The following is a 20,817-nucleotide window of genomic DNA, read 5'->3' as shown; positions in this document are numbered from 1 at the left end:
ACTACTTTCTCTTAAATAAAAAATATGAATTAGTTTATTGATTGAAATAAAGATGAATTTTAAGTGCGATAGGAAACTGTTGATACACATAGTAATGCGAAACGTTTTGATCGTTTTGTTGTTAGCAATGCTCTGTACATTTTTGTGCTGCTTGTATTACTTTTTTCAGCCTCGAGTCTATCAAGCAACCTTAACATTTTCATTATCTGATTCTGTGGGAAAGCCTTTGCCAATCGATAAACAGAATAATGTTGTTGCTTTTTTATTTTCACAGCCCTTTATTTTAAATGATTCAAGCTTACAGAATTTTTCTTTAGATGCTTCTTACAAAAAAGATTTTCGTGAAAGTATTCGTCTATCCCGCGATGGTGATTTCATCAATCTCACTTTTGAAGCAAAAACACTTGAAGCTGCTCAAAAGGGATTGGAAAATTGGTTTTCGGCATTTTCAGAAGTCATTATAAAACAGAATCAAAAATTATCGTTAGCAGAGCAGAAAACAGATCAACAATATGATAATGCTACGGTGCTCAATATGGTGCAGGGATTTCGCTCATCTGTCGATTCTTTTATTCACCATGGTGTAAAACAAACAGAGTTTAATGATCTTTCTGTGCAATTAACAAAAGCAACTTTAAGGCGTCTTCGTTTAACGAGTTTGAATTCAACTATTAAGGAGATGCGCACGAATGGAAAACCTTTACTGTCTTTATCGTTTATTGCAAACAATTCAACGATTGTTGCCTTAGAATCCAAGCGTAATCTTTTGGAGACGCAAAGAGCACATATGGTTGCACAATTAGGTTGGACACACCCTCAAATTAAGGCAATGACTGCGGAATTAGAAGTACTTTCTCATCAATTAGAAAATAAAATTTTGCAGATCGCTCATCAACTTCATTCAGATGAAGTTATTGCAAGGGACTTTGAAGAACAGCTAAAAAAAAGAATTGGCCTTTTTGTAACAGATCAAGCTCAATCTTTGAATCAAATGTTTAATGAGCTAGAAAATAAAATAAGAGCAGTAGTAGATGCGCAAAATACAGAGATGCGCAAGGATGCGCCTTTCTTGCAAGAGACAAAGATTCATGTGGTTGTGCCAACAACATTAGTGCCAATTCCTTTTATAGATCGGTATGGAAAAAATATTATTGTTAGTGTATTTGCAAGCTTAGTCACTCTTTTGGGAGGACTTTTGTTGTTTCATCAATGCTCTAGAATAAAAAAAGACAAAGCGGAAGAAAATACTTTAAAAAATGATGAGAGCATTTTAGTATCGAAGGGCATAAAAAATTTTGAGGCTTGTATTACAATAGACAAATTATCTGAGTTATTGAAAGAACGGGTTTCAACAGTTGTTTCAATAATTGGGCCAGAAGCTGCTCGCACGGCAGCAAAGCTCTCTCTTCATCTTATAAAAGAGCACAAAACAGTTCTGTTAGTGGATATTTCTGGTCAACAAATAGAGAAAATAATTGGCCCACATCGGGGCTTGACCGATATTTTAACGGGGAATGCCCAATTACAGGATGTTATTTATCGTGATTATGACACGGAGGTTGATATTCTTCCGCAAGGGTTAACAAGTGCTGTTTGTGCACAAGAATTTTCAAACGATATTCCTCATATATTACAAGAATTTAAAAAAGATTACGATTTTATCATTTTAGAAATGGCGAGTGAACCTAAATATGGATTTAAGCAATTTGCAGAACTCACAGATTATTACATTTGTAGCATTGTTCTTAACAAACAGGATTGGATGATGCAAATGGTGAGCAAGTTTCCGAAGGCTGTTTACCGCGTGGTTGAATCATAATAAATGTCGTAAAATAAGAATATTCATCATGTGTTATAGTGATATACTTTTTTTGTGCTAAAGTTGCAGTATATACTAAAATAACTAAGATTGAATGTTTAAATTTTGCAATAAATTGTGATTGGAGAGAGCTGTGGGGAAATCAGAGATGGCAGTGAAGGATAAGAGTGTTTTAACATCATTGCAAAAGAAAAATCGAAAACAAATTCAAGTGTGGCTTTATTCTATTTTATTGCTTTGTTTGGCAATTGTTTTAGTGGGGGGAGCTACCCGCTTAACGGGGGCAGGATTATCAATAACTGAATGGAAACCAATTCACGGTGTCATTCCGCCGATTGGGGTGGAGCAATGGCAGGAAGAATTTTCGAAATATCAACAGATAGCGCAATATAAGCTGCTTAATCCTGATATGACATTAAGTGCGTTTAAAGTGATTTTTTGGTGGGAATGGGCGCATCGCGTTCTTGGACGTCTTGTTGGGCTTGTGGCTTTGTTGGGATTAATTTGGTTTTGGGCTACCAAACGTATTGAAAAAAATATTTTGCTTCAGCTTACTATTGTGCCAATTCTTATCGCTGTTCAAGGGGCTATTGGTTGGTGGATGGTGGCTTCAGGTATTGGTCAAAGTAATCTGACAAGCGTAAGCCAATATCGTTTGGCATTTCATCTTATAACAGCATGTTTTGTGATTATTTTTGTCACTTATTTATCGCGAGGACTTACAGAATATTCAGAAAAACCAGCAAATCAAAGAATTCAAAATTTTGCAGGTTGGCTTATTGTTCTTATTTTGCTTGAAATTTATTTTGGTGCTTTGGTTGCAGGGCTCCATGCGGGTAAAGTGTATAATACATGGCCGCTCATGGATGGTCAAATCATACCGGATGGATTGTTACAGCATAATCCCATTTGGCTTAATTTATTTGAAAATCCCTTGACCGTTCAGTTTGTTCACCGCTTTTTTGCTTATCTTTTATTTATTACAGCGGTTATTCATGCTTTGTATGTACACAAGAACGATCCACACTCAACCCATGCTCGTCGTGCATTTTTTATATGTGGGATGATCGTTGTTCAGGCACTGTTGGGTGTTCTTACGTTATTACATGAAGTTCCTATAAGTTTGGGGCTCATTCATCAAACTGTTGCGTTAGCAGTATTGTGTTTTTCGGTTGCGCATTGGCGAGCAACAAAAGGAGCGTATGGTGCTGTTGAATAAAATTTTGCACCCAAGGAAATGTTAGAATCCTGAAAGCATTAAGTCGAGATTTTGAACAGCAGCTGCGGATGCTCCTTTTCCTAAATTATCTAATATGGCACAGAGATTGAAAATACCTTCGCGCTCATTACCAAAGACAAACAGTTTCATACCATCTTTATGCGCTAAGCATTCTGGATTGAGTTTGGTAAGTGCATCAGTCTCTTCTTGTGAGGCAACAGATATGATACTTTGTCCATCGTAATGATTTTCAAGGATTTCGCGCAAATCAGAACAGTTCGCTGATTTTGTAAATAAGTGACGATGCAGTGGAAGATTTACAATCATTCCTTGAGGAAAGCGACCAACACTTGGTACAAAAATGGGTGTTTGGTTGATCTGTCCATAGGTTTTAATTTCTGGCACATGTTTATGTTGAAGATTAAGACCATAAATAAAATAATTTTTCGGAACATCATTGTGTTGAGGTGGGTTTTCCATTTCTGCAATCAATTGTTTACCACCGCCAGTATAACCTGATATTGCGTTGATTGAGATTGGATAATAAGCATCTAGCAAACCCGCTTCACGGAGTGGCCGAATCAAACTAATTGCGCCGGTAGGATAACATCCGGGGTTTGTTACGTAACGCGCTTCTTGGATGCGTTTCTTTTGTCCCGCAGTCATTTCAGGAAAACCATAGACCCAGTTTGGTGCAATACGGTGCGCTGTTGAGCTATCCATAATTCTGATTTTTTTATTATTTTTAAGCGCCTTAACTGTTTTACATGCGGCATCATCTGGAAGACACAAAATAGCAATATCACTTTGATGAAGATAGTCTAGTCGAATATCAATATTATGCCGATCTGTATGAGCAAGAGAGAGTACTTTCAAATCTGAACGCTCTGCTAGTCGTTTTTGTATTTGTAGACCGGTTGTTCCATGTTCACCATCAATAAAGACTTTTATTGCCATTCTATCTACCTTGAATCGATTTTTTGCTGCTATATTGAGCTCATTTATATGGTAAATTAGCTTAAATTACTGTGCGCTTAAATGATAGGCCTTAAATTATTGAATTTCTTGAGATGATAAATCGTTTTACTTATAAAAATGCTCCTAAAAAATTCAAAATTAAGAGCGTGTGAAGAAAAATTTTTAATACCCACTTTACCCAACTTATTCTTGTGAAAATAAAAATTTGTTTTTTGTATGGGAAAAGAACAAGACAAATATTTGTTCTATTTTTAAATGAAAATGTTTTAAAATATTTGGTCTGCACAGCTTGCTGTGTTATCGTTCCTTACTTTATTTTTTTTAATGTTAGGAACGTGTTTTATGACCCAGCAAGTAAGTGACACAGAAAAGCGCTTTTTTAATGATAATTTACAAACCGTTGATGTTGCAATCTTTGATGCAATTAGGGAAGAGTTTGATCGTCAACAACATGAAATCGAGCTGATCGCGTCAGAGAATATTGTTTCAAGAGCAGTTCTTGAGGCGCAAGGATCGATTTTAACCAATAAATATGCAGAAGGTTATCCAGGAAAGCGCTACTACGGGGGATGTCAATTTGTTGATGTCGTTGAAGACTTAGCAATTGAACGAGCAAAACAGCTTTTTGGTGCTGCTTTTGCAAATGTTCAGGCTCATTCTGGTAGCCAAATGAATCAAGCTGTGTTTTTAGCTTTACTCCAGCCTGGTGATACATTTATGGGACTGGATTTAAACGCTGGTGGTCATCTTACCCACGGTTCATCCGTCAATATGTCAGGAAAATGGTTTAATGTTGTTTCCTATGGTGTACGTCAAGAGGATCAGATTATTGATATGGAGGAGGTTGAACGTCTTGCAAAGGAACATAAGCCCAAACTTATTATAGCAGGTGGCTCGTCTTATTCTCGTTTATGGGATTGGAAACGGTTTCGTGAAATTGCAGATGAGATCGGTGCTTATTTCCTCGTTGATATGTCTCATATTGCTGGTTTAGTTGCTGGTGGTGTTCATCCTTCACCTGTACCGCATGCGCATATTGTAACGACGACAACGCATAAATCATTGCGGGGACCTCGTGGTGGTTTGATATTGACAAATGATGAAATTTTAGCAAGGAAAATTAACTCGGCGATTTTCCCTGGTCTTCAAGGTGGTCCTTTAATGCATGTGATTGCAGCTAAGGCTGTTGCTTTTGGAGAGGCTTTACAACCTGCTTTCAAAAATTATAGCGCCAATGTCGTTGCTAATGCGAAAACCTTAGCAAAAACATTGCAGAGTAATGGTTTTAATATTGTTTCTGGTGGTACAGACAATCATTTATTGTTGGTTGATTTGCGTTCCAAAAATGTGACAGGAAAACATGCGGAATTGGCTTTAGGGCGTGCTCATATTACCTGTAATAAAAATGGTATTCCTTTTGATTCTGAAACACCGTCTATAACATCAGGAATTCGTTTGGGGTCTCCTGCTGCAACGACACGTGGTTTTGCAGAAAGTGAGTTTATTCAAGTTGCTCATATGATTTCAGAAGTTCTTGATGGTCTTAGTGCGGCAAAAAGCGATGAAGACAATAATGCCGTTGAAATGGCTGTTAAGAAAAAGGTGAAAGATATAACAAATAAATTTCCTCTTTACTCTTATCTTAGCAGTTGTTAGGGATAGGAAAAAGATGCGTTGTCCTTACTGCCAATACGAGGATACACAGGTGAAGGATTCACGTCCTGCTGAGGAGGGGGCGGTCATTCGTCGTCGGCGTGTGTGTTCTGTTTGCGGTGGTCGTTTTACGACTTTTGAACGTGTTCAGTTGCGTGAACTCTTGGTTTTCAAAAAAAGTGGTCGATGTGAGCCATTTGATCGTGATAAGTTGATGCGATCGGTTGATATAGCAGTGCGTAAACGCAATATTGATCCTGATCGTATTGAACGAGCAATTTCTGGCATTGTACGTCAACTCGAGAGCTTAGGGGAGCCAGAGATTGCTTCAGAAAAAATTGGGCAGCTTGTGATGGAAGCATTGAAAAGCATTGATGATATTGCCTACATTCGATTTGCTTCCGTCTATCGAGATTTTCGTAATGCAAGCGATTTTCACGATGTTATAGACGAGTTATCAAAGAGTGTAACGGATACAGAATCTTGTTTTGATGAATAAAAAAGTGCAAGATGAGCGGTTTATGGCTGCAGCTATCCGTTTGGCAGAGCGTCATGTTGGTCTTACTGGTGAAAACCCTTCGGTTGGCACGATAATTGTGCGAAATGATGCCAGTACAGGAACATCCATTGTTGGTTATGGTGTGACAGCCATTCACGGGAGGCCCCATGCTGAGGTTCAAGCTTTACGCATGGCCGGCCCCTTGGCTCGTGGTGCTACGGCCTATGTTACTTTAGAGCCTTGTTCGCATTATGGTAAAACTTCGCCGTGTGTAAATGCACTCATCAATTCGGGTATTTCACGCGTTGTTATTGCTCTTACTGATCTAGATAAGCGGGTTGATGGCCGTGGTATTGCCCTTTTGCGTGCAGCTGGTATTGAGGTGGTTGAGGGGGTTTTGGCTGAAGAGGCTTTTGAAGCGTTATGCACGCATTGGTGTATAAGGAAGCTGCAACGCTGTGCGGTCACTTTAAAAATGGCAATTTCTGCTGATAATGGTGTGGGGAAAAAGGGGCATGGTGGAATAAAAATTAGTGGAATGATTTCTCACACCCATACGCATATTCTCCGTGCCCAAAATAATGCTATTATGGTTGGTATTGGCACTATATTGGCAGATAATCCGCAATTGAATTGTCGCTTACCAGGGCTGGAGATGCGTTCGCCTACACGCATTATTTTGGATACAGATTTATCTATCCCACTTGATGCAAATGTTGTTCAAACGGCAACAACAGTTCCTACTTGGATTATTTGTGCTGCAAATCTTTCAAAGAAAAGCAAAAAAAGTGCGCTGGAACAGTGTGGTGTGTCTGTGTATTCGGTAGAAATGAGCAATGGTTACATGCAGCCACTTGCTATTTTACAGCTGCTTTATCAACATGGAATCAATAGCGTTTTACTTGAAGGAGGCGCAAAAACAGGGGAAAAGTTTTTAAACGCTGGTTGTGTCGACCGTCTGATCTGTTTTTATGCGCCAGTTATTTTAGGTGAAGGTCGTATTGAAGCCCCTCATTTTGGAAATTATCTTTCGCAATTTCACGAAGTTGAGGCAAGAATGTTTGGAAATGACCGTTTTTATAAATGGAGACGTAAGGCACTATGTTCACAGGAATTGTAACAGACATCGGTTGTGTTGAAGATGTACAATCTTTAAAACAAGGGGTGCGTTTAGGTATTTCTACGCACTATGACATGGAGAGTTTGGAAATTGGTGCATCGATTGCATGTTCAGGGATTTGTCTTACAATTGTTGAGCGGGGATCAAAACAAGGGACTACTCATTGGTTTGCTGTGGAAGCGTGGGAAGAAGCACTGCGTTTGACTAATCTTGCACAATGGACAAAAGGAACTTTTGTTAATTTGGAACGCTCGCTACGATTGGGTGATGAAATGGGTGGGCATTTGGTTTTTGGTCATATTGATGGTTTGGCTGAGATCATTGATAAGAAAAATGAAGGTGATGCTGTTCGTTTTTTCTTACAAGTTCCAACACGATTGATGCCCTTTATTGCAAACAAAGGGTCTATAGCACTTAATGGGACATCTTTAACCGTTAATTGTGTTGAGGATCGTATTTTTGATGTTCTTATTATTCGCCATACACTTGAAATGACGACTTGGGGACAAGCTAAAATTGGCGATCAAGTCAATTTAGAAATTGATCAACTTGCTCGTTATGCTGCTAAACTTTCAGGTTTTAAAATGAAAAATGAGTGAGCTGAAAGTTATTATAATTTTTAGAGTTTTGTGCTTTATAATCCTAAATTCTTTGGTTAATTTTTCTTGTGGGATCTCATTATGACAAAAGAGATATGTAAAAAATCGCATGTATTGATTGTTGAAGCGCGTTTTTATGATGAGATTTCTGATGCGCTTCTTACAGGTGCGGTGAATGCTTTGCAAAAAGCCGAAGCAAGCTATGATATTGTGACTGTTCCTGGAGCATTAGAAATACCAAGTGTAATAGCTTTTGCCGAAAGAAAGAATAAGATACTTTACGATGGTTATGTAGCACTTGGCTGTATTATTCGGGGTGAAACATATCATTTTGAAATTGTTGCGAATAATTCTTGTCGCGCATTGATGGATTTAACTGTTCATCAGCATTTAGCTATTGGAAATGGTATTTTGACTGTTGAAAATGAAAAACAAGCATGGGCACGTGCGAAGCAGGATGAAAAAAATAAGGGTGGTTTTGCTGCTGAAGCTGCTTTATGTATGATCGCTCTAAAAAAGAGATTTGGAGATAATTATTGAATATGGCTGATACAAAAGGCAAATATTCTTCGCGTGCAGCTAATAAACGCGGAGCGGCAAGACTTGCGGCAGTTCAAGCACTTTATCAAATGGATATAGTCGGTTCTGGAGTTATGGAAACAGCAGCTGAATATGAATCTTATCGTTTAGGAAAAAATATTGACGGAGACCAGTATCTTGATGCTGATTTTCAATGGTTTTTGGCTATTATCACTGGTGTTGTAAAAGATCAAAAACAGCTTGATCCTATGCTTCATCAACAACTTTCTGCAGAGTGGTCACTTTCACGTCTTGATTCTATACTGCGGGCAATTTTGCGTGCAGGTTTATGGGAGCTGATCAACCGCAAAGATGTGCCTATTGCTGTTATTATGAATGAATATGTTGATATAGCAAAGGCGTTTTTTGAAGGTGAAGAGCCAAAGCTCGTCAATGCAGTTCTTGATAGTATGGCGAAAAAAATTCGCTCTTAAAAATAATTTTACACTCCCAACAATATCGGAATTGATAACATCAGTTCCGATATTGTTGGGAGTGTATGTAGACTGTTAGAATTTAGTTATGAATTGGTAAATTCGCAGGGCCTTTAATAATCTGTATTAAGAAAGGTTGTTCTTTGGTTGCAGTTGGTGTGGTTTGAGTAATGAAGTCAAATATTTGTCCATCTTGTAGACCATAGTTAGCTATTTTAGTAACTTGATTGTTTTTATTGAAGTAAATGGCTAAAACTTTGCGATCGATAATTTTTGTTTTCATAAACTGCATCCCACGGTAGCGTGTTTGTGAAATGTAATAGAAGACCTCATTATCATATTTTGTTTTTAGTGAAGGAGTTCCTAAAGTTAGAATAATCTGCTCCTGACTTGATCCAATAGAAATAGAATCAAGGGCATTCTTATCGAGGATATAGCCCTCTTTATATATCTGGCTTGAACCTGAAGAAGCAAAAATACTACAACCCGAAATTGCTACCATGCTTGCAATTAACAGACCAATCAATAACTTACGTTTGATTAAGGCCACTCTGTGGGGCACCTGAAACAATGATATCTCCATTCTCTACTTAGACGTATGACAAGAAGGCAACCTCAAGTTTTTTCTCATTTTAGCTGAATCTGCCATAGCTTACATTGAGTTTCCCTGTTATAAACTGAATTATGCCATATAGAATTTCTTTAGAAAAGAAAAAAATGAATGAAATATACTTTGGCTAAATAAAAGCGCAGTATATTACATCCCTTCATATTCGGGAGTTACCGATGAGTATTCAAAATGTTTCTCAAATGACATTTGCTTTAGCTTATCCAATCTCAGTACGTTCATTACCTCCAAAAGGTATAAGGGTTCATATTTGTGCAGATCAGCGAGAGCGTGCACATTTAGCTAAGAACCATGATTTAGTTGAGGTAAAATTTTGTGAGGGGGAATTTCATATTTTACCGTGGAAAAAACGTGGAGTACGTGTAAAAGGTTTGTTGCGGGCGCGTATCATACAATTGTGTGTTGTCACATTGGAACCATTAGAAAATAAGCTTCATGAAAATATTGAGGTTGTTTTTGTTCCAGAAGACTCAAATTTGATGAAACCCAAAATATCAGAGGATACAGGTGAATTATTTTTAGATGCGGAAGGGCTAGATATACCAGAAGTGTTTCATGGAGATAAAATTGATATTGGTGCAGTCATGGAAGAATTTTTTGAGTTGTCCATTAATCGCTATCCGCGCAAAGAGGGGATAAATACGAGTATGGTTAAAAATTTAGAAGAAGCTGAGCAAAAATTATCACCATTTTCTGTCTTGAAAAGTTTGAAGTGATTGTAAAAAAAATAAAATATCTATTGTATAGTCTTATAAAAACGGTATTTTCCGCGAGGCTGTTTTGGCACGATATGCTTAACGGTCGTTCAGTAGCAAAAATTATAACATGAGTTCAAAAAATATAAATAAAGAGATGTGGGATATGCTAGCGTGATTAGAATTTCTGTGGATGTAATGGGTGGTGATTGTGGTCCCGAAGCAACTATTGCAGGAGCAGCAATTGTACAAAAACATTTGCCAAATATTTACTTTTTATTCTATGGGGTAGATGAGATTGTTCGGCCGGTTTTAAAAAAATACCCTTGTTTAGCTTCTGTATCGCGCTTTTATCCCACAGAAAGTTATACGCGTATGGATGAAAAACCAAGCCAAGCACTTCGCAATGGACGGGGCAAATCATCAATGTGGTATGCAATTGAAGCAGTAAAAAATGGTGAAGCTGATGCTTGCATTTCTGCTGGCAATACTGGTGCACTCATGGCAATGTCTTACTTTTGTTTAAAAATGATGGCAGAGGCTGAACGTCCTGGGATTGCAGGGATTTGGCCAACGCTTCGCAGTGAGAGTATTGTTTTGGATATTGGGGCAACGATTGGGGCATCTGCTAGCCAGTTGGTTGATTTGGCGGTTATGGGAGCGGGTATGTTTCGCGCTCTCTATCACACTGAAAGACCAAGTGTTGGACTTTTAAATGTGGGTGTTGAAGAGGTTAAAGGCCTTTATGCAATCAAAAAGGCCGGAATGATATTGCGTGAAGTGCAATTAGAAGGGCTAGAGTATAAGGGATTTGTTGAAGGCAATGATATTGGCAAGGGAATAGTAGATGTTGTTGTAACGGAGGGATTTTCTGGTAATATTGCTTTGAAAACCGCAGAGGGGACTGCGCGACAGATAGGGGAAATCTTAAACACTGCACTGCGCAGCTCTTTTCTCTCATCTCTTGGTTATTTTTTATCGCGGGGCGCTTTTCGTACACTGAAACACAAAATGGATCCTGATAGAGTGAATGGTGGTGTGCTTTTAGGTTTGAACGGTGTCGTCATAAAAAGTCATGGTAGTGCAAATGCTCACGGTTTCGCTTCCGCTATCCGTGTTGGTTATAAGATGGTTAATAATGGACTCTTGAAAAAAATAACTGCTGATTTACGGCGGTTTCATGAAAATAAAGAAACACTTTTTGATAAAGAAGATGAAGCCATGATGAATGAGGAAACCATATGATAAACGTTTGTAGTATAAGTGAGAAATCTCTGGAAAAGGTTAGGATTTAATGATTCGATCAGTTGTGTGTGGTGTAGGAAGTGCCTTGCCCAAAAAAAGCTTATCGAATGATGAGATTGCGCAGTTTGTTGAAACATCAGATTCGTGGATTGTTCAGCGTACAGGAATACGCCAACGTTACATTGCACATGAGGATGAAACAACGGTTTCTTTAGGAGTAGAAGCTGCACAAGCTGCGCTTATAAATGCTGGTCTAACAATAAAAGATATCGATTGTATTATTTTAGCAACCTCAACACCAAACCATACTTTTCCTGCTTCTGCTGTTGAAATTCAGCATGCTTTAGGAATGCGCCATGGATTTGCTTTTGATATTCAAGCGGTTTGCTCTGGTTTTATTTTTGCTTTAACAACAGGAGATACTTACTTACGCTGTGGAGCAGCCAAAAGAGTTTTGGTTATTGGATCTGATACATTCTCTCGAATTTTAGATTGGGAAGATCGTACGACATGTGTTTTGTTTGGTGATGGTGCGGGCGCTGTTGTTTTGGAAGCACAGGAAGTTAAGAGAGGTATTGATTTTAATTGTGGCATATTGTCTACAAAGTTACGCTCTAATGGTGCGTACAGGGATAAACTGTATGTCGATGGGGGACCTTCAACAACGCAAACGACGGGCCGTTTACGTATGGAAGGACGAGAAGTTTTTAAATATGCAGTTGGTATGATAACTGATGTGGTTGATGATTGTTTTGCAGCTGCAGGTATAGATTCTTCACAATTAGATTGGTTTGTGCCTCATCAGGCTAACAAACGTATTATTGAAGCATCAGCTAAAAAACTGGGAATTGCTATAGATAAAGTTGTGATTACCGTTGATCAACACGGTAATACGTCTGCAGCATCGGTGCCATTGGCGTTAACGACGGCTGTTCATGATGGGAGAATTAAAAAAGGAGATCTCGTCATGTTAGAAGCTATGGGAGGTGGATTTACATGGGGAGCAATTCTTATTCGTTGGTAGATTATAGTCGCTTGACCATATTTGAATAAAACGTATAAATCATTTTGTAATTTTTAATATTTGAATAGGTGGTTATAATGACAAGTAAAACCGTAACGCGTGCAGATTTAGCGAGCGTAGTTTGCAGAAAAGTAGGCTTGTCACATACTGAATCGGCAGCTTTGGTTGAATTGGTTTTAGATGAAATTTGCAATTCACTTGTAAGAGGTGAAGCAGTTAAACTTTCTTCTTTTGCAACTTTTCAAGTTCGCAATAAAAGTGAACGTGTTGGGCGTAATCCAAAAACCGGTGTTGAAGCGCCTATCTTGCCACGACGTGTCGTGACATTTAAGGCTGCAAACGTACTTAAACAAAGAGTTTTGGATTCGCATCGTGCAAGAAAAAAATAATATCCTCTGAATAAACGCTGTTACAATGTCTGGTATTTGTTTAAAAAAATTGTATAAATAAATCCTGCATGCTGTTTTAAGGAAAAAGCTTTTTAATTTGAAAAGAATCAAGTGTGGTCCTCTTTTTGACCGATCTTGTTGAGAGATTGAAATTTTATGAGTCGTTATAGAATCACTTGTAGTGTTTTAGATAGGGTGTTGCAGAATGGATAAGAGCTCTGATGCTTTTCGCACAATTAGCGAAGTAGCCGAGTTACTGGAGCTTCCGCAACATGTCTTAAGATTCTGGGAAACACGTTTTAGGCAAATTAAACCAATGAAGCGTGGGGGGGGAAGGCGCTATTATCGTCCAGTTGATGTTGATTTACTCAGTGGTATTAAGCAGTTATTGTATGATCAGGGGTATACAATAAAAGGTGTGCAGCGCCTTTTGAAAGAGAACGGTGTTGCTTTTGTTACTGCATTTGGTAATGGCGATCTTGATGCTATGAATGTTGTCATAGAAAAGAAATATGCAGGACAAACTTCTGAATCAGCAAGTAATAAGCCTAAAAAATCTTCTTTTGGGCTTTTGAGTTTCATGAGGAATGAGGGGGAAGCATCTGTTGGTTCGGTGAATATTCATAAAGACAAAACTGATAAAGCATTGTTGCAAGAAACCTTGTTTGAACTCATTGAATGTAAACGTGTACTTGACAGAGCACGGTAATAATGCCTCTCCCCATTTTATAGGGTCATTTATTTTTTACACACTTTTAAGCATTTATTAAACGGCGCAAATCTGGAGGTGTTGCTTCATCCTTGAGTTGTTTAATTGCTTCTTCTACGGATAAAAGAACTTGATCTGTGCTTCCTAAGCGGCGCATGTTCACGCTATTTATCTCGGATTCACGTCTACCACATACCAAAATTACGGGAATTTTTTGTAAAGAATGTTCACGTATTTTATAGTTAATTTTTTCATTGCGAAGATCCGAAGTTACGGAAAGTCCAACAGCTTTAAGCTGTGCCGTTATTCTTTTTGCATATTCATTTGCTTCGGATGTAATTGTTGCTACAACGACTTGTTCAGGCGCAAGCCAAAGTGGCATATGTCCAGCAAAATTTTCGATCAATATACCAAGAAAGCGCTCCATTGATCCAAAAATGGCACGATGAATCATAACGGGCTGTCGTTTTTCTGAATCTTTATCAATATAAAATGCATCAAAACGTTCAGGTAGGTTAAAATCTACTTGTGTTGTTCCGCATTGCCATTCGCGACCAATAGCATCTTTCAATGTATATTCAAATTTAGGTCCATAAAATGCACCTTCACCGGGAAGGATACTTGTTTTGATTTGGCCTGCGGATTTTGTCTCAATGATTTCAAGAACAGATTGCATGATATTTTCTGCATGATCCCATAATGCATCAGATCCAACCCGTTTTTCTGGGCGTGTTGAAAGCTTAAGACTAATTTCCTTAAAACCAAAATCAGCATAAGTTGATAAAATCAGATCATTAATACTGAGGCATTCATCGGCCAACTGCTCATCTGTACAAAAAATATGTGCATCATCTTGTGTAAAGCACCGCACACGCATAAGACCATGTAAGGAACCTGAAGGCTCATAGCGATGGATAAGACCAAATTCAGCAAGTCTCATAGGCAAATCCCGATAGGATTTTAAACCATGTTTAAAAATCTGCACATGACCAGGGCAATTCATTGGTTTAAGAGCGTAAACACATTTATCATCCCAATCCTCAGCTGCTGGAATTGCTTTGAACATATTCTCTTTATACCATCCCCAATGACCAGATAATTCCCAAAGTGATTTGTCGAGAACCAGTGGCGCATTCACTTCAGCATATTGATGATCATCGAGGCGTCTACGCATATAGGTGATTAAATTTTGGAACAGTTTCCAACCTTTTTTGTGCCAAAAAATCATTCCTGGGCTTTCTTCTTGAAAATGAAATAAGTCCATTTCACGACCCAAGCGCCGGTGATCGCGTTTTTCAGCTTCTTCTAGCATGTGTAGATAAGCTTTTAAGTCATTTTCATTAGCAAATGCCGTGCCATAAATTCTCGTTAGCATTGGATTATTCGCATCGCCCCGCCAATAAGCTCCTGCAACTTTCATGAGTTTGAAAGCATTTCCAATTTGTCCAGTAGATTGCATGTGTGGGCCGCGGCAAAGATCAAACCAGTCACCTTGATAATAGACTTTTAAATCTTGATCTTCGGGGATACTATTAATAAGCTCAACTTTATAAAGCTCGTTTTTTTGAGAAAAAATTTCCTTTGCTTTTTTACGAGACCAAATTTCTTTTCTGAAAGGTTTATTACGTTGGATAATTTCACGCATTTTTTTTTCAATGAGAGTGAGATCACTCAATGTAAAAGGTTGTTCGCGTGCAAAATCATAATAAAAGCCATTTTCAATGACAGGGCCAATAGTTACTTGTGTTCCAGGAAAAAGTTCCTGTACCGCTTCTGCTAGGACGTGTGCACAATCATGGCGTATAAGTTCAAGGGCACGTGGGTCTTCGCGGGTGATGATTTCTATCTGACCAGACTCTCCTAATGGATCCGATAAATCTCGTGTGATACCATTAAGACTATAGGCAACTGCTTTTTTTGCAAGTGATTTAGAAATGGATGCCGCCAATTCTAAACCAGTCATTTCGTTGGGATAATCACGTTTAGAACCATCGGGAAAAGAAAGAGAAACAGAGCAAGACATAAAACACCCCTTTCATCCAATTCCGCGAACGATTGCGGATGGCTTCGTGAAAACTTAGCAATAATCAGTTAAGGTCAATAGGCTTGTTTTCTATCAACACACATAAAAAAAGAAAAGAACTATTTGTTATGTTTAGCAGAAATTTTCCAGTAGTGCCAAGGTTTATAAAAACAGTAAGCATTTCCAAGAGAGGTGGGAACGGGATCGAAGCCATGTGTTCCAAATGGACCACAACGCATGAGACGAAAAAGTCCCAACCACATGCCAGCCCACAGTCCATGACGTGCGATTGCTTCATAAATATACTCTGAACAGGTTGGTGCATGGCGACACTGATTTCCTATAAAACTAGAAAGTGTTAGTTGATAAAGACGTATCAATAAAATACCAAACAATCGTCCAGGTGTTTTTCGCCAATAACCTGTATAATTGCGCGTTTGTCTCTTTTTTTGTTTAAGGTGTGGTACAAGCATTTATTTTTCTTCAATTTGTTCAATACAATCTACAACGGCATCGAATATGAGCATCGTTGATGTATGGCGTGCTTTATAGTCTTTAATGGGCTGTAAGCAAGAAAATGCTTCAAATGGAGCTGGAGGAGGGGGACCATCTTCTGTCAGCATATGATAGATAATCTTACGTAACAATTTAAGGTTTTGCGTTGTTTGCCCGATGATATGATATGCTAAAAGTGAAGCGGCAGCTTGTCCTAGCACACATGCATGCACTTCATGAGCAAAATCTGTAACGATATGATTTGCTACTTTTAGATCTACAGTAACTGTTGAGCCACAGAGACGTGCATGTTTTTTTGATGTTGCATCCGGATTATTAATACGACCAACCTTGCTGATATGCGCAGCATATTCAAGTATTTTTTCGCTATAGATGTTATCAATCATGCACTATTGCCTGAAATTTCGAGAGCCGTGATTGTTTAAGCTTTTAATTGGATTATATAGAGATTATACAGGATAAAATAGATAGGTAGCAAACACTTTGTATAGGATAAATTTGGAGTTTTTAAATGCACAATGTTAAAGGAGATACTAAAAATCCATTTTTATCTGAAAGCGAGTGTCCTAGTTTTGAAGAAGTTGAAACGGCGATTCGTACATTGTTGTTATGGATGGGGGAAAATCCGAATCGAGAAGGGCTTTTAGAGACTCCTAAGCGTGTGGCTAAGGCATATCGCAATCTTTTTACAGGTTATAGCAAATCGGTTGAAGAGATTTTGGGCACAGTTTTTGAAGAGGTTTCAGGATATAACGAAGCAGTAATAGTAAAGGATCTCTCCTTTTATTCACATTGTGAACATCATATGATTCCAATTGTGGGTAAAGCGCATATCGCGTATCTTCCCGATACAAAGATTGTCGGTCTTTCAAAAATTGCACGTGTTGTAGATGTTTTTTCTCGTCGTTTACAGACACAAGAAGCTATGACAGCTCAAATAGCTGATGCTTTAGAAGTGCATCTAAAACCTCGCGGTGTTGCAGTATTAATTGAGGCTGAACACATGTGCATGGCCATGAGAGGAGTGCAAAAGCAAGGAGCTACAACGATTACAACAAGTTTTCATGGCTCTTATGAAAAGGATAAAGTTGCACAGACTAATTTTATGATGATGTGTAGACCATAGTAAAATCCATGTTCTCTAATTTTTATTGGGTTATCAGTAGTCTGAATAAAATAAATCATCGGAAAGTGAAAATGGGCTTGTACCTTTCTGTATGATTTGTTAAATCCGAAAAGACGTATATTTGACTTTACCACGTGCGGTCGTGGCGGAATTGGTAGACGCGCAGCGTTGAGGTCGCTGTGGGGCAACCCGTGGAAGTTCGAGTCTTCTCGACCGCACCATTTGTGTTATAAGTGGTTGTGCTACAGATGAACTAGGGGATAGTACGCATTAGAGCAGGATCTTGTAAGCATATTATTTGTTAGTGCATTCCTCGTAATATTTTCATTCCAAGTCCGTGGAGGTTTTCTCCTTATATTTGTAGATTTGAAATGTTGATTTTTTTAATGGGTTGGGGTGTCATTACAGTGGGAAATACAGTATTTTTAAAATGTTTAGTGCTCTTTATTTGCGTTTCTTTATTAACCGCATGCAGTGGGTCGCGCGCTGTGCTTTGGCATGGGGTGCATGCGACACCATCTATGATTGCAGTGCGAAAGGAAGTTGAAAGTAGACCGATTCCTCCGAAGTCCATCGTTCCAGTGTATGTTGCAACAAGTCGTATGAAGCAAAAAAACTATTCCCAGCCTTATGGGGCAGAGCGATCAAATAAAGTGTACTATAATCGCGTTGATGTAGGAATCCCCCAACAACATGTAAAGGGTGTTGTGGAGACAAACGCGTATACCCCTACACATGATAAATATTTCGCAGCAGTGGCATTGCAAAAATATGATAACAAGGAGCAGTTTCAGCGGCAATTGAATGCTGATTTAGAAAAAAAGCCAAAAGGAAAAAGAGAAATTTTCCTTTTTATTCATGGTTATAATAATAATTTTGCAGATGGTACATTTCGTACAGCTCAGTTTACATACGATTATTCTTTAAATGTTGTCTCTGTACACTATTCTTGGCCCTCTGCTGGGGAAGTTCCCCTTTATATTTATGATCGTGATAGTGCCAATTTTGCACGTGATGGACTGATGGAGCTCTTGACACTCATTAGCGAAACTAAAGCTGATCAAATTACCGTTATTGCGCACTCTATGGGAAATTTTGTCATAATGGAGGCATTTAGAACTCTAGCATTAAAAGGACAATATAAACCTATTCGTCGCATTACAAGTTTCTTGATGGCGGCGCCAGACATTGATGTCGATGTATTTGAGCGCCAACTTAATGATATTAAGCAATTACCTCAGCCAACAGCCATTTTGGTTTCTCGTGCGGATAAAGCTCTCGCTGTTTCGGGGCATCTTACGGGTGGACATCATCGTGTGGGAGATGGTTCAGATATTGAAATGTTGCGTAAAAATGGAATAACTGTTCTTGATTTCTCTCATGTTGATGGTGGAGCACACAATGTATTTGCCTCTTCGCCGACATTAATGGCTCTTGTTCGAGAAGGTTCTTTGGCTTCAACAATTATGCAGGGTACAGAATTATCACCTAGTCAAGCGCTTCTTGCTGATAGTAGCAGTGTTTTAGAGAAAACAACACACCTTATCCTTTATACACCTGTACGTCTTTTATCTCCAATAACTAGACGTAAATAGTAAAAGAGTAGGACTATATTCATCGAATATAAATAGATTCGAAACAATATTTTTTAGCACTTTCTTTAGAATGGCTTTGTAAAGTCAAAAATGAATAGTGGAATGAGTGTAAAAACCAAGGGCATTAGGTAAATTTATATGGTTGCACAAAAACGCTATGCCAATACGCCTACGTTAGTTGATTATTTATCTCATTCCGCAATTAAGTTGTTAGATATTCATGCTATGCTTTTGAAGGTGAGAGAAGACAATATGGGGGGAGAATCAAATTTATTGCATCAGATTGATTCCACAAAAAAACAGTTGGATGAGATAAGTCATGCTCTTATTTTAGAATACCGCAAGCGCCAAGAAAATGAGCGCTTTTTAAAACAAATTTTGCTATCAATTTCCGATCAGCTTTTCTCACTTAATAATGGTTTCAAAGAAACGGGGCGCCTTTTCTTTCAAGAGATTAGAATACTTCAATCTCAGATGCAGTGTTTTTACGAGAGTAGGGAGAGGCAACATTTATTGGATAACCAAGAATCTTTTTATTCTCCTTCAAAAATTGATGAAATCATTAAAAAGCTACAAAAAGCGCGAGAAAAGCTTATTATTGAAAGTCCACACCTCTTTGAAAAAGAATGTTAAGCTTAAAAACGAAAAATTTTTTGAATTAAAAACGTTGGTAAAAATATTTTCAGCTTAATAGAAAACAGTGTATTCAGAGAATATCAAGACATTGATTTATAGTAATAATTTATAGTCCCGCATATTGAATTAGATTCCTCTTCAATATTATAAAATTCTCTTATTTCAAACCTTCTTATAATAAATCAAAAAAATCATTTCTTTACATATTACAAGAGGAATTGGCTAAGAAAGGAGTAAATATGCCCCATCAACCTTCTGAATGCAAAAGCAGCCGTAACATTGGTAGCTGGCAAATATAATGATGGCAGGAACTTTCCACTATAGCACTTGTGACTAAGAGAAGCAGATATTTTTTAGAAGAGCTTTAGAGTAAAGTTTTCAAAGGCATTGAATCGTGAAATTGTTGGCATGTTCTCTAGAACTCTAAATACTCTTTCACAAAATGAGTTAAAAGCATTTAAATGTACATTAGAGATGATTAACGAAACAAAAAGAAAAGAAAACGCTACTGCTGTAGAGGCATGTTAAAAAATCCTATTCCCGCACCTTTATTCTAGCTCCCCTAACCCTTAGAAAAGATATGATAAATCAACAACTCATTTGTGACATAAAACGGAATGGTGCCCCCAGAGAGCGAATCAGGCTTTATCAACAAGATTCAAAGTATATAAATATGTGTAAGAGCGTATTGATATGTATAGTTTTTTATGTTCCAATAAAAAAATTAAGAATTAAAGAAAAAATCTCAAATCAAAAATTTAAGGTGGTCTAAAAGGTGGACCAAAAAAGGTGGACGGACAATATGTGCAAAGGTGAATCCCAAAAGGTGGACGAGAAGGTGAATTAAGTGAGGGCGATTCATAAGTTATCAGCAGCATTCGTAAAGGCATCTCCTCAAGGGAAATATTGTGATGGGGCAGGGCTGTGGTTAAATGTTCGAAAAGACAATACGCGCTCTTGGTTCTTTCGTTATACATACCACAACAAACGCCGTGAAATGGGGCTCGGTCCAGTCGCAAGACTTTCTTTAAAAGAAGCACGAGAACTTGTAAGATACTATAGTGATATTCTGAAAGAAGGCAATGATCCTATTGTCTTTCGAGAACAAACTATTTTAAAACAGCAAAGCAATATGTTTAAAGAAATTGCGCAGGCAGCTTTTGAAAGTAAAAAAGCTGAGTTAAAAAATGAAGGCAAAAATGGGCGTTGGTTTTCTCCACTAGAGTTGCACGTGATTCCACACATAGGTAATTTACCTATAGAAAAATTAACAGCCAATATCATTCGCAATGTTCTCGCGCCCCTTTGGCATGAAAAAGCAGATACGGCAA

General features: G+C 38.1%; 22 protein-coding genes and 1 tRNA gene. 18 read left to right on the top strand and 5 right to left on the bottom strand.

The annotated features are described in order from the left end of the window. The first annotated feature begins 52 nt into the window (after positions 1 to 52). Together ABD915_RS02090 and ABD915_RS02085 are read left to right on the top strand one after the other, a co-directional pair. Positions 53 to 1,819, top strand: coding sequence for a hypothetical protein (locus ABD915_RS02090; RefSeq protein ID WP_345114511.1), 1,767 nt, complete (start codon positions 53 to 55; stop codon positions 1,817 to 1,819). A 148-nt stretch (positions 1,820 to 1,967) separates the two neighbouring features. Beyond that, positions 1,968 to 3,038 (top strand): COX15/CtaA family protein, encoded by a 1,071-nt coding sequence (locus ABD915_RS02085; RefSeq protein ID WP_345114508.1) that lies wholly within the window; start codon positions 1,968 to 1,970, stop codon positions 3,036 to 3,038. A gap of 21 nt (positions 3,039 to 3,059) precedes the next feature. On the opposite strand, the gene argC is transcribed toward ABD915_RS02085, so the two are convergent. Then, positions 3,060 to 3,995, bottom strand: coding sequence for an N-acetyl-gamma-glutamyl-phosphate reductase (gene argC / locus ABD915_RS02080; RefSeq protein WP_345114505.1), 936 nt, complete (start codon positions 3,993 to 3,995; stop codon positions 3,060 to 3,062). A 363-nt stretch (positions 3,996 to 4,358) separates the two neighbouring features. On the opposite strand from argC, the gene glyA reads away from it, so the two are divergent. The 6 genes from glyA to nusB all read left to right on the top strand — a co-directional run bounded on the left by glyA (position 4,359) and on the right by nusB (position 8,900). Next, positions 4,359 to 5,672 (top strand): serine hydroxymethyltransferase, encoded by a 1,314-nt coding sequence (glyA, locus tag ABD915_RS02075; protein WP_345114502.1) that lies wholly within the window; start codon positions 4,359 to 4,361, stop codon positions 5,670 to 5,672. A 13-nt stretch (positions 5,673 to 5,685) separates the two neighbouring features. After that, entirely contained in the window at positions 5,686 to 6,168 is a 483-nt protein-coding gene (gene nrdR, locus ABD915_RS02070; protein WP_345114500.1) for a transcriptional regulator NrdR, read from the top strand. Then, positions 6,161 to 7,288 carry a bifunctional diaminohydroxyphosphoribosylaminopyrimidine deaminase/5-amino-6-(5-phosphoribosylamino)uracil reductase RibD gene (gene ribD, locus ABD915_RS02065; protein ID WP_345114498.1) on the top strand — a complete coding sequence of 376 codons (1,128 nt, stop codon included), beginning with the start codon at positions 6,161 to 6,163 and terminating at the stop codon, positions 7,286 to 7,288. Before nrdR ends, ribD begins: the two co-directional genes overlap by 8 nt. Next, the gene (locus ABD915_RS02060) at positions 7,270 to 7,887 is read left to right on the top strand and encodes a riboflavin synthase (protein ID WP_345114495.1); all 618 of its coding nucleotides are present in this window, start codon (positions 7,270 to 7,272) and stop codon (positions 7,885 to 7,887) included. The genes ribD and ABD915_RS02060 overlap by 19 nt, the downstream gene beginning before the upstream one ends. 81 nt (positions 7,888 to 7,968) lie before the next feature. Further along, positions 7,969 to 8,427, top strand: coding sequence for a 6,7-dimethyl-8-ribityllumazine synthase (locus ABD915_RS02055; RefSeq protein ID WP_345114492.1), 459 nt, complete (start codon positions 7,969 to 7,971; stop codon positions 8,425 to 8,427). A 2-nt stretch (positions 8,428 to 8,429) separates the two neighbouring features. After that, positions 8,430 to 8,900, top strand: a complete 471-nt coding sequence (gene nusB / locus ABD915_RS02050; protein WP_345114490.1) for a transcription antitermination factor NusB — start codon at positions 8,430 to 8,432, stop codon at positions 8,898 to 8,900. 82 nt (positions 8,901 to 8,982) lie between these two features. Here nusB and ABD915_RS02045 read toward each other — a convergent pair whose 3' ends face one another. Next, on the bottom strand, positions 8,983 to 9,462 hold the full coding sequence (locus tag ABD915_RS02045; protein WP_345114776.1) for an outer membrane protein assembly factor BamE: 480 nt from the start codon (positions 9,460 to 9,462) through the stop codon (positions 8,983 to 8,985). A gap of 224 nt (positions 9,463 to 9,686) precedes the next feature. Between ABD915_RS02045 and ABD915_RS02040 the strand changes: the two genes are divergently transcribed. The 5 genes from ABD915_RS02040 (at position 9,687) to ABD915_RS02020 (ending at position 13,590) form a co-directional block, all read left to right on the top strand. Further along, positions 9,687 to 10,244: a YceD family protein gene (locus tag ABD915_RS02040; RefSeq protein ID WP_345114486.1), complete on the top strand. Its 558-nt coding sequence runs from the start codon at positions 9,687 to 9,689 to the stop codon at positions 10,242 to 10,244. Between the two features lie 153 nt (positions 10,245 to 10,397). Continuing rightward, complete coding sequence (plsX, locus tag ABD915_RS02035) at positions 10,398 to 11,468, top strand: phosphate acyltransferase PlsX (protein WP_345114484.1); 1,071 nt, start codon at positions 10,398 to 10,400, stop codon at positions 11,466 to 11,468. A 49-nt stretch (positions 11,469 to 11,517) separates the two neighbouring features. Beyond that, the gene (locus ABD915_RS02030; RefSeq protein WP_345114482.1) at positions 11,518 to 12,492 is read left to right on the top strand and encodes a beta-ketoacyl-ACP synthase III; all 975 of its coding nucleotides are present in this window, start codon (positions 11,518 to 11,520) and stop codon (positions 12,490 to 12,492) included. 77 nt (positions 12,493 to 12,569) lie between these two features. Then, positions 12,570 to 12,881, top strand: a complete 312-nt coding sequence (locus ABD915_RS02025) for an integration host factor subunit alpha (protein ID WP_345114479.1) — start codon at positions 12,570 to 12,572, stop codon at positions 12,879 to 12,881. 205 nt (positions 12,882 to 13,086) lie between these two features. Next, complete coding sequence (locus ABD915_RS02020; protein ID WP_345114476.1) at positions 13,087 to 13,590, top strand: MerR family transcriptional regulator; 504 nt, start codon at positions 13,087 to 13,089, stop codon at positions 13,588 to 13,590. Between the two features lie 46 nt (positions 13,591 to 13,636). Here the strand turns inward: ABD915_RS02020 and thrS are convergent, their stop codons facing one another. The 3 genes from thrS to ABD915_RS02005 all read right to left on the bottom strand — a co-directional run bounded on the left by thrS (position 13,637) and on the right by ABD915_RS02005 (position 16,515). Beyond that, the gene (gene thrS, locus ABD915_RS02015) at positions 13,637 to 15,613 is read right to left on the bottom strand and encodes a threonine--tRNA ligase (protein WP_345114474.1); all 1,977 of its coding nucleotides are present in this window, start codon (positions 15,611 to 15,613) and stop codon (positions 13,637 to 13,639) included. 119 nt (positions 15,614 to 15,732) lie between these two features. Beyond that, on the bottom strand, positions 15,733 to 16,086 hold the full coding sequence (gene yidD / locus ABD915_RS02010) for a membrane protein insertion efficiency factor YidD (protein ID WP_345114472.1): 354 nt from the start codon (positions 16,084 to 16,086) through the stop codon (positions 15,733 to 15,735). Then, a complete protein-coding gene (locus ABD915_RS02005; protein WP_345114469.1) occupies positions 16,087 to 16,515 on the bottom strand; it encodes an iron-sulfur cluster assembly scaffold protein in 429 nt (142 codons plus the stop codon). It lies immediately after the preceding gene. 125 nt (positions 16,516 to 16,640) lie between these two features. Between ABD915_RS02005 and folE the strand changes: the two genes are divergently transcribed. The 5 genes from folE to ABD915_RS01980 form a co-directional block, all read left to right on the top strand. Then, entirely contained in the window at positions 16,641 to 17,255 is a 615-nt protein-coding gene (folE, locus tag ABD915_RS02000) for a GTP cyclohydrolase I FolE (RefSeq protein WP_345114466.1), read from the top strand. A 136-nt stretch (positions 17,256 to 17,391) separates the two neighbouring features. Then, positions 17,392 to 17,476 (top strand) — tRNA-Leu (locus ABD915_RS01995). Between the two features lie 165 nt (positions 17,477 to 17,641). Beyond that, positions 17,642 to 18,850, top strand: coding sequence for an alpha/beta hydrolase (locus ABD915_RS01990; RefSeq protein ID WP_425548176.1), 1,209 nt, complete (start codon positions 17,642 to 17,644; stop codon positions 18,848 to 18,850). 138 nt (positions 18,851 to 18,988) lie between these two features. Further along, a complete protein-coding gene (locus tag ABD915_RS01985; protein ID WP_345114460.1) occupies positions 18,989 to 19,483 on the top strand; it encodes a hypothetical protein in 495 nt (164 codons plus the stop codon). An 850-nt stretch (positions 19,484 to 20,333) separates the two neighbouring features. After that, a partial coding sequence (locus ABD915_RS01980; RefSeq protein WP_345114457.1) for an integrase arm-type DNA-binding domain-containing protein occupies positions 20,334 to 20,817 on the top strand: 484 nt, incomplete at its 3' end.

Source organism: Bartonella jaculi, from assembly GCF_039543045.1.
Taxonomy (GTDB): Bacteria; Pseudomonadota; Alphaproteobacteria; order Rhizobiales; family Rhizobiaceae; genus Bartonella; species Bartonella jaculi.
Note: the sequence above shows the minus strand (reverse complement) of the source record. Positions and strands in the feature narration are given on the sequence as shown.

Bases quoted from the DNA above. Each gene is read 5' to 3' on its own strand.
- ABD915_RS02060 (WP_345114495.1), top strand. From the start codon at position 7,270: ATGTTCACAGGAATTGTAACAGACATCGGTTGTGTTGAAGATGTACAA.
- ABD915_RS01990 (WP_425548176.1), top strand. From the start codon at position 17,642: ATGGGTTGGGGTGTCATTACAGTGGGAAATACAGTATTTTTAAAATGT.
- nusB (WP_345114490.1), top strand. From the start codon at position 8,430: ATGGCTGATACAAAAGGCAAATATTCTTCGCGTGCAGCTAATAAACGC.
- folE (WP_345114466.1), top strand. From the start codon at position 16,641: ATGCACAATGTTAAAGGAGATACTAAAAATCCATTTTTATCTGAAAGC.
- thrS (WP_345114474.1), bottom strand. From the start codon at position 15,613: ATGTCTTGCTCTGTTTCTCTTTCTTTTCCCGATGGTTCTAAACGTGAT.
- nrdR (WP_345114500.1), top strand. From the start codon at position 5,686: ATGCGTTGTCCTTACTGCCAATACGAGGATACACAGGTGAAGGATTCA.
- ABD915_RS02090 (WP_345114511.1), top strand. From the start codon at position 53: ATGAATTTTAAGTGCGATAGGAAACTGTTGATACACATAGTAATGCGA.
- ABD915_RS02030 (WP_345114482.1), top strand. From the start codon at position 11,518: ATGATTCGATCAGTTGTGTGTGGTGTAGGAAGTGCCTTGCCCAAAAAA.
- argC (WP_345114505.1), bottom strand. From the start codon at position 3,995: ATGGCAATAAAAGTCTTTATTGATGGTGAACATGGAACAACCGGTCTA.
- ABD915_RS02040 (WP_345114486.1), top strand. From the start codon at position 9,687: ATGAGTATTCAAAATGTTTCTCAAATGACATTTGCTTTAGCTTATCCA.
- ABD915_RS02025 (WP_345114479.1), top strand. From the start codon at position 12,570: ATGACAAGTAAAACCGTAACGCGTGCAGATTTAGCGAGCGTAGTTTGC.
- glyA (WP_345114502.1), top strand. From the start codon at position 4,359: ATGACCCAGCAAGTAAGTGACACAGAAAAGCGCTTTTTTAATGATAAT.
- ABD915_RS02055 (WP_345114492.1), top strand. From the start codon at position 7,969: ATGACAAAAGAGATATGTAAAAAATCGCATGTATTGATTGTTGAAGCG.
- ABD915_RS02085 (WP_345114508.1), top strand. From the start codon at position 1,968: ATGGCAGTGAAGGATAAGAGTGTTTTAACATCATTGCAAAAGAAAAAT.
- ABD915_RS01985 (WP_345114460.1), top strand. From the start codon at position 18,989: ATGGTTGCACAAAAACGCTATGCCAATACGCCTACGTTAGTTGATTAT.
- ABD915_RS02005 (WP_345114469.1), bottom strand. From the start codon at position 16,515: ATGATTGATAACATCTATAGCGAAAAAATACTTGAATATGCTGCGCAT.
- yidD (WP_345114472.1), bottom strand. From the start codon at position 16,086: ATGCTTGTACCACACCTTAAACAAAAAAAGAGACAAACGCGCAATTAT.
- ribD (WP_345114498.1), top strand. From the start codon at position 6,161: ATGAATAAAAAAGTGCAAGATGAGCGGTTTATGGCTGCAGCTATCCGT.
- ABD915_RS02020 (WP_345114476.1), top strand. From the start codon at position 13,087: ATGGATAAGAGCTCTGATGCTTTTCGCACAATTAGCGAAGTAGCCGAG.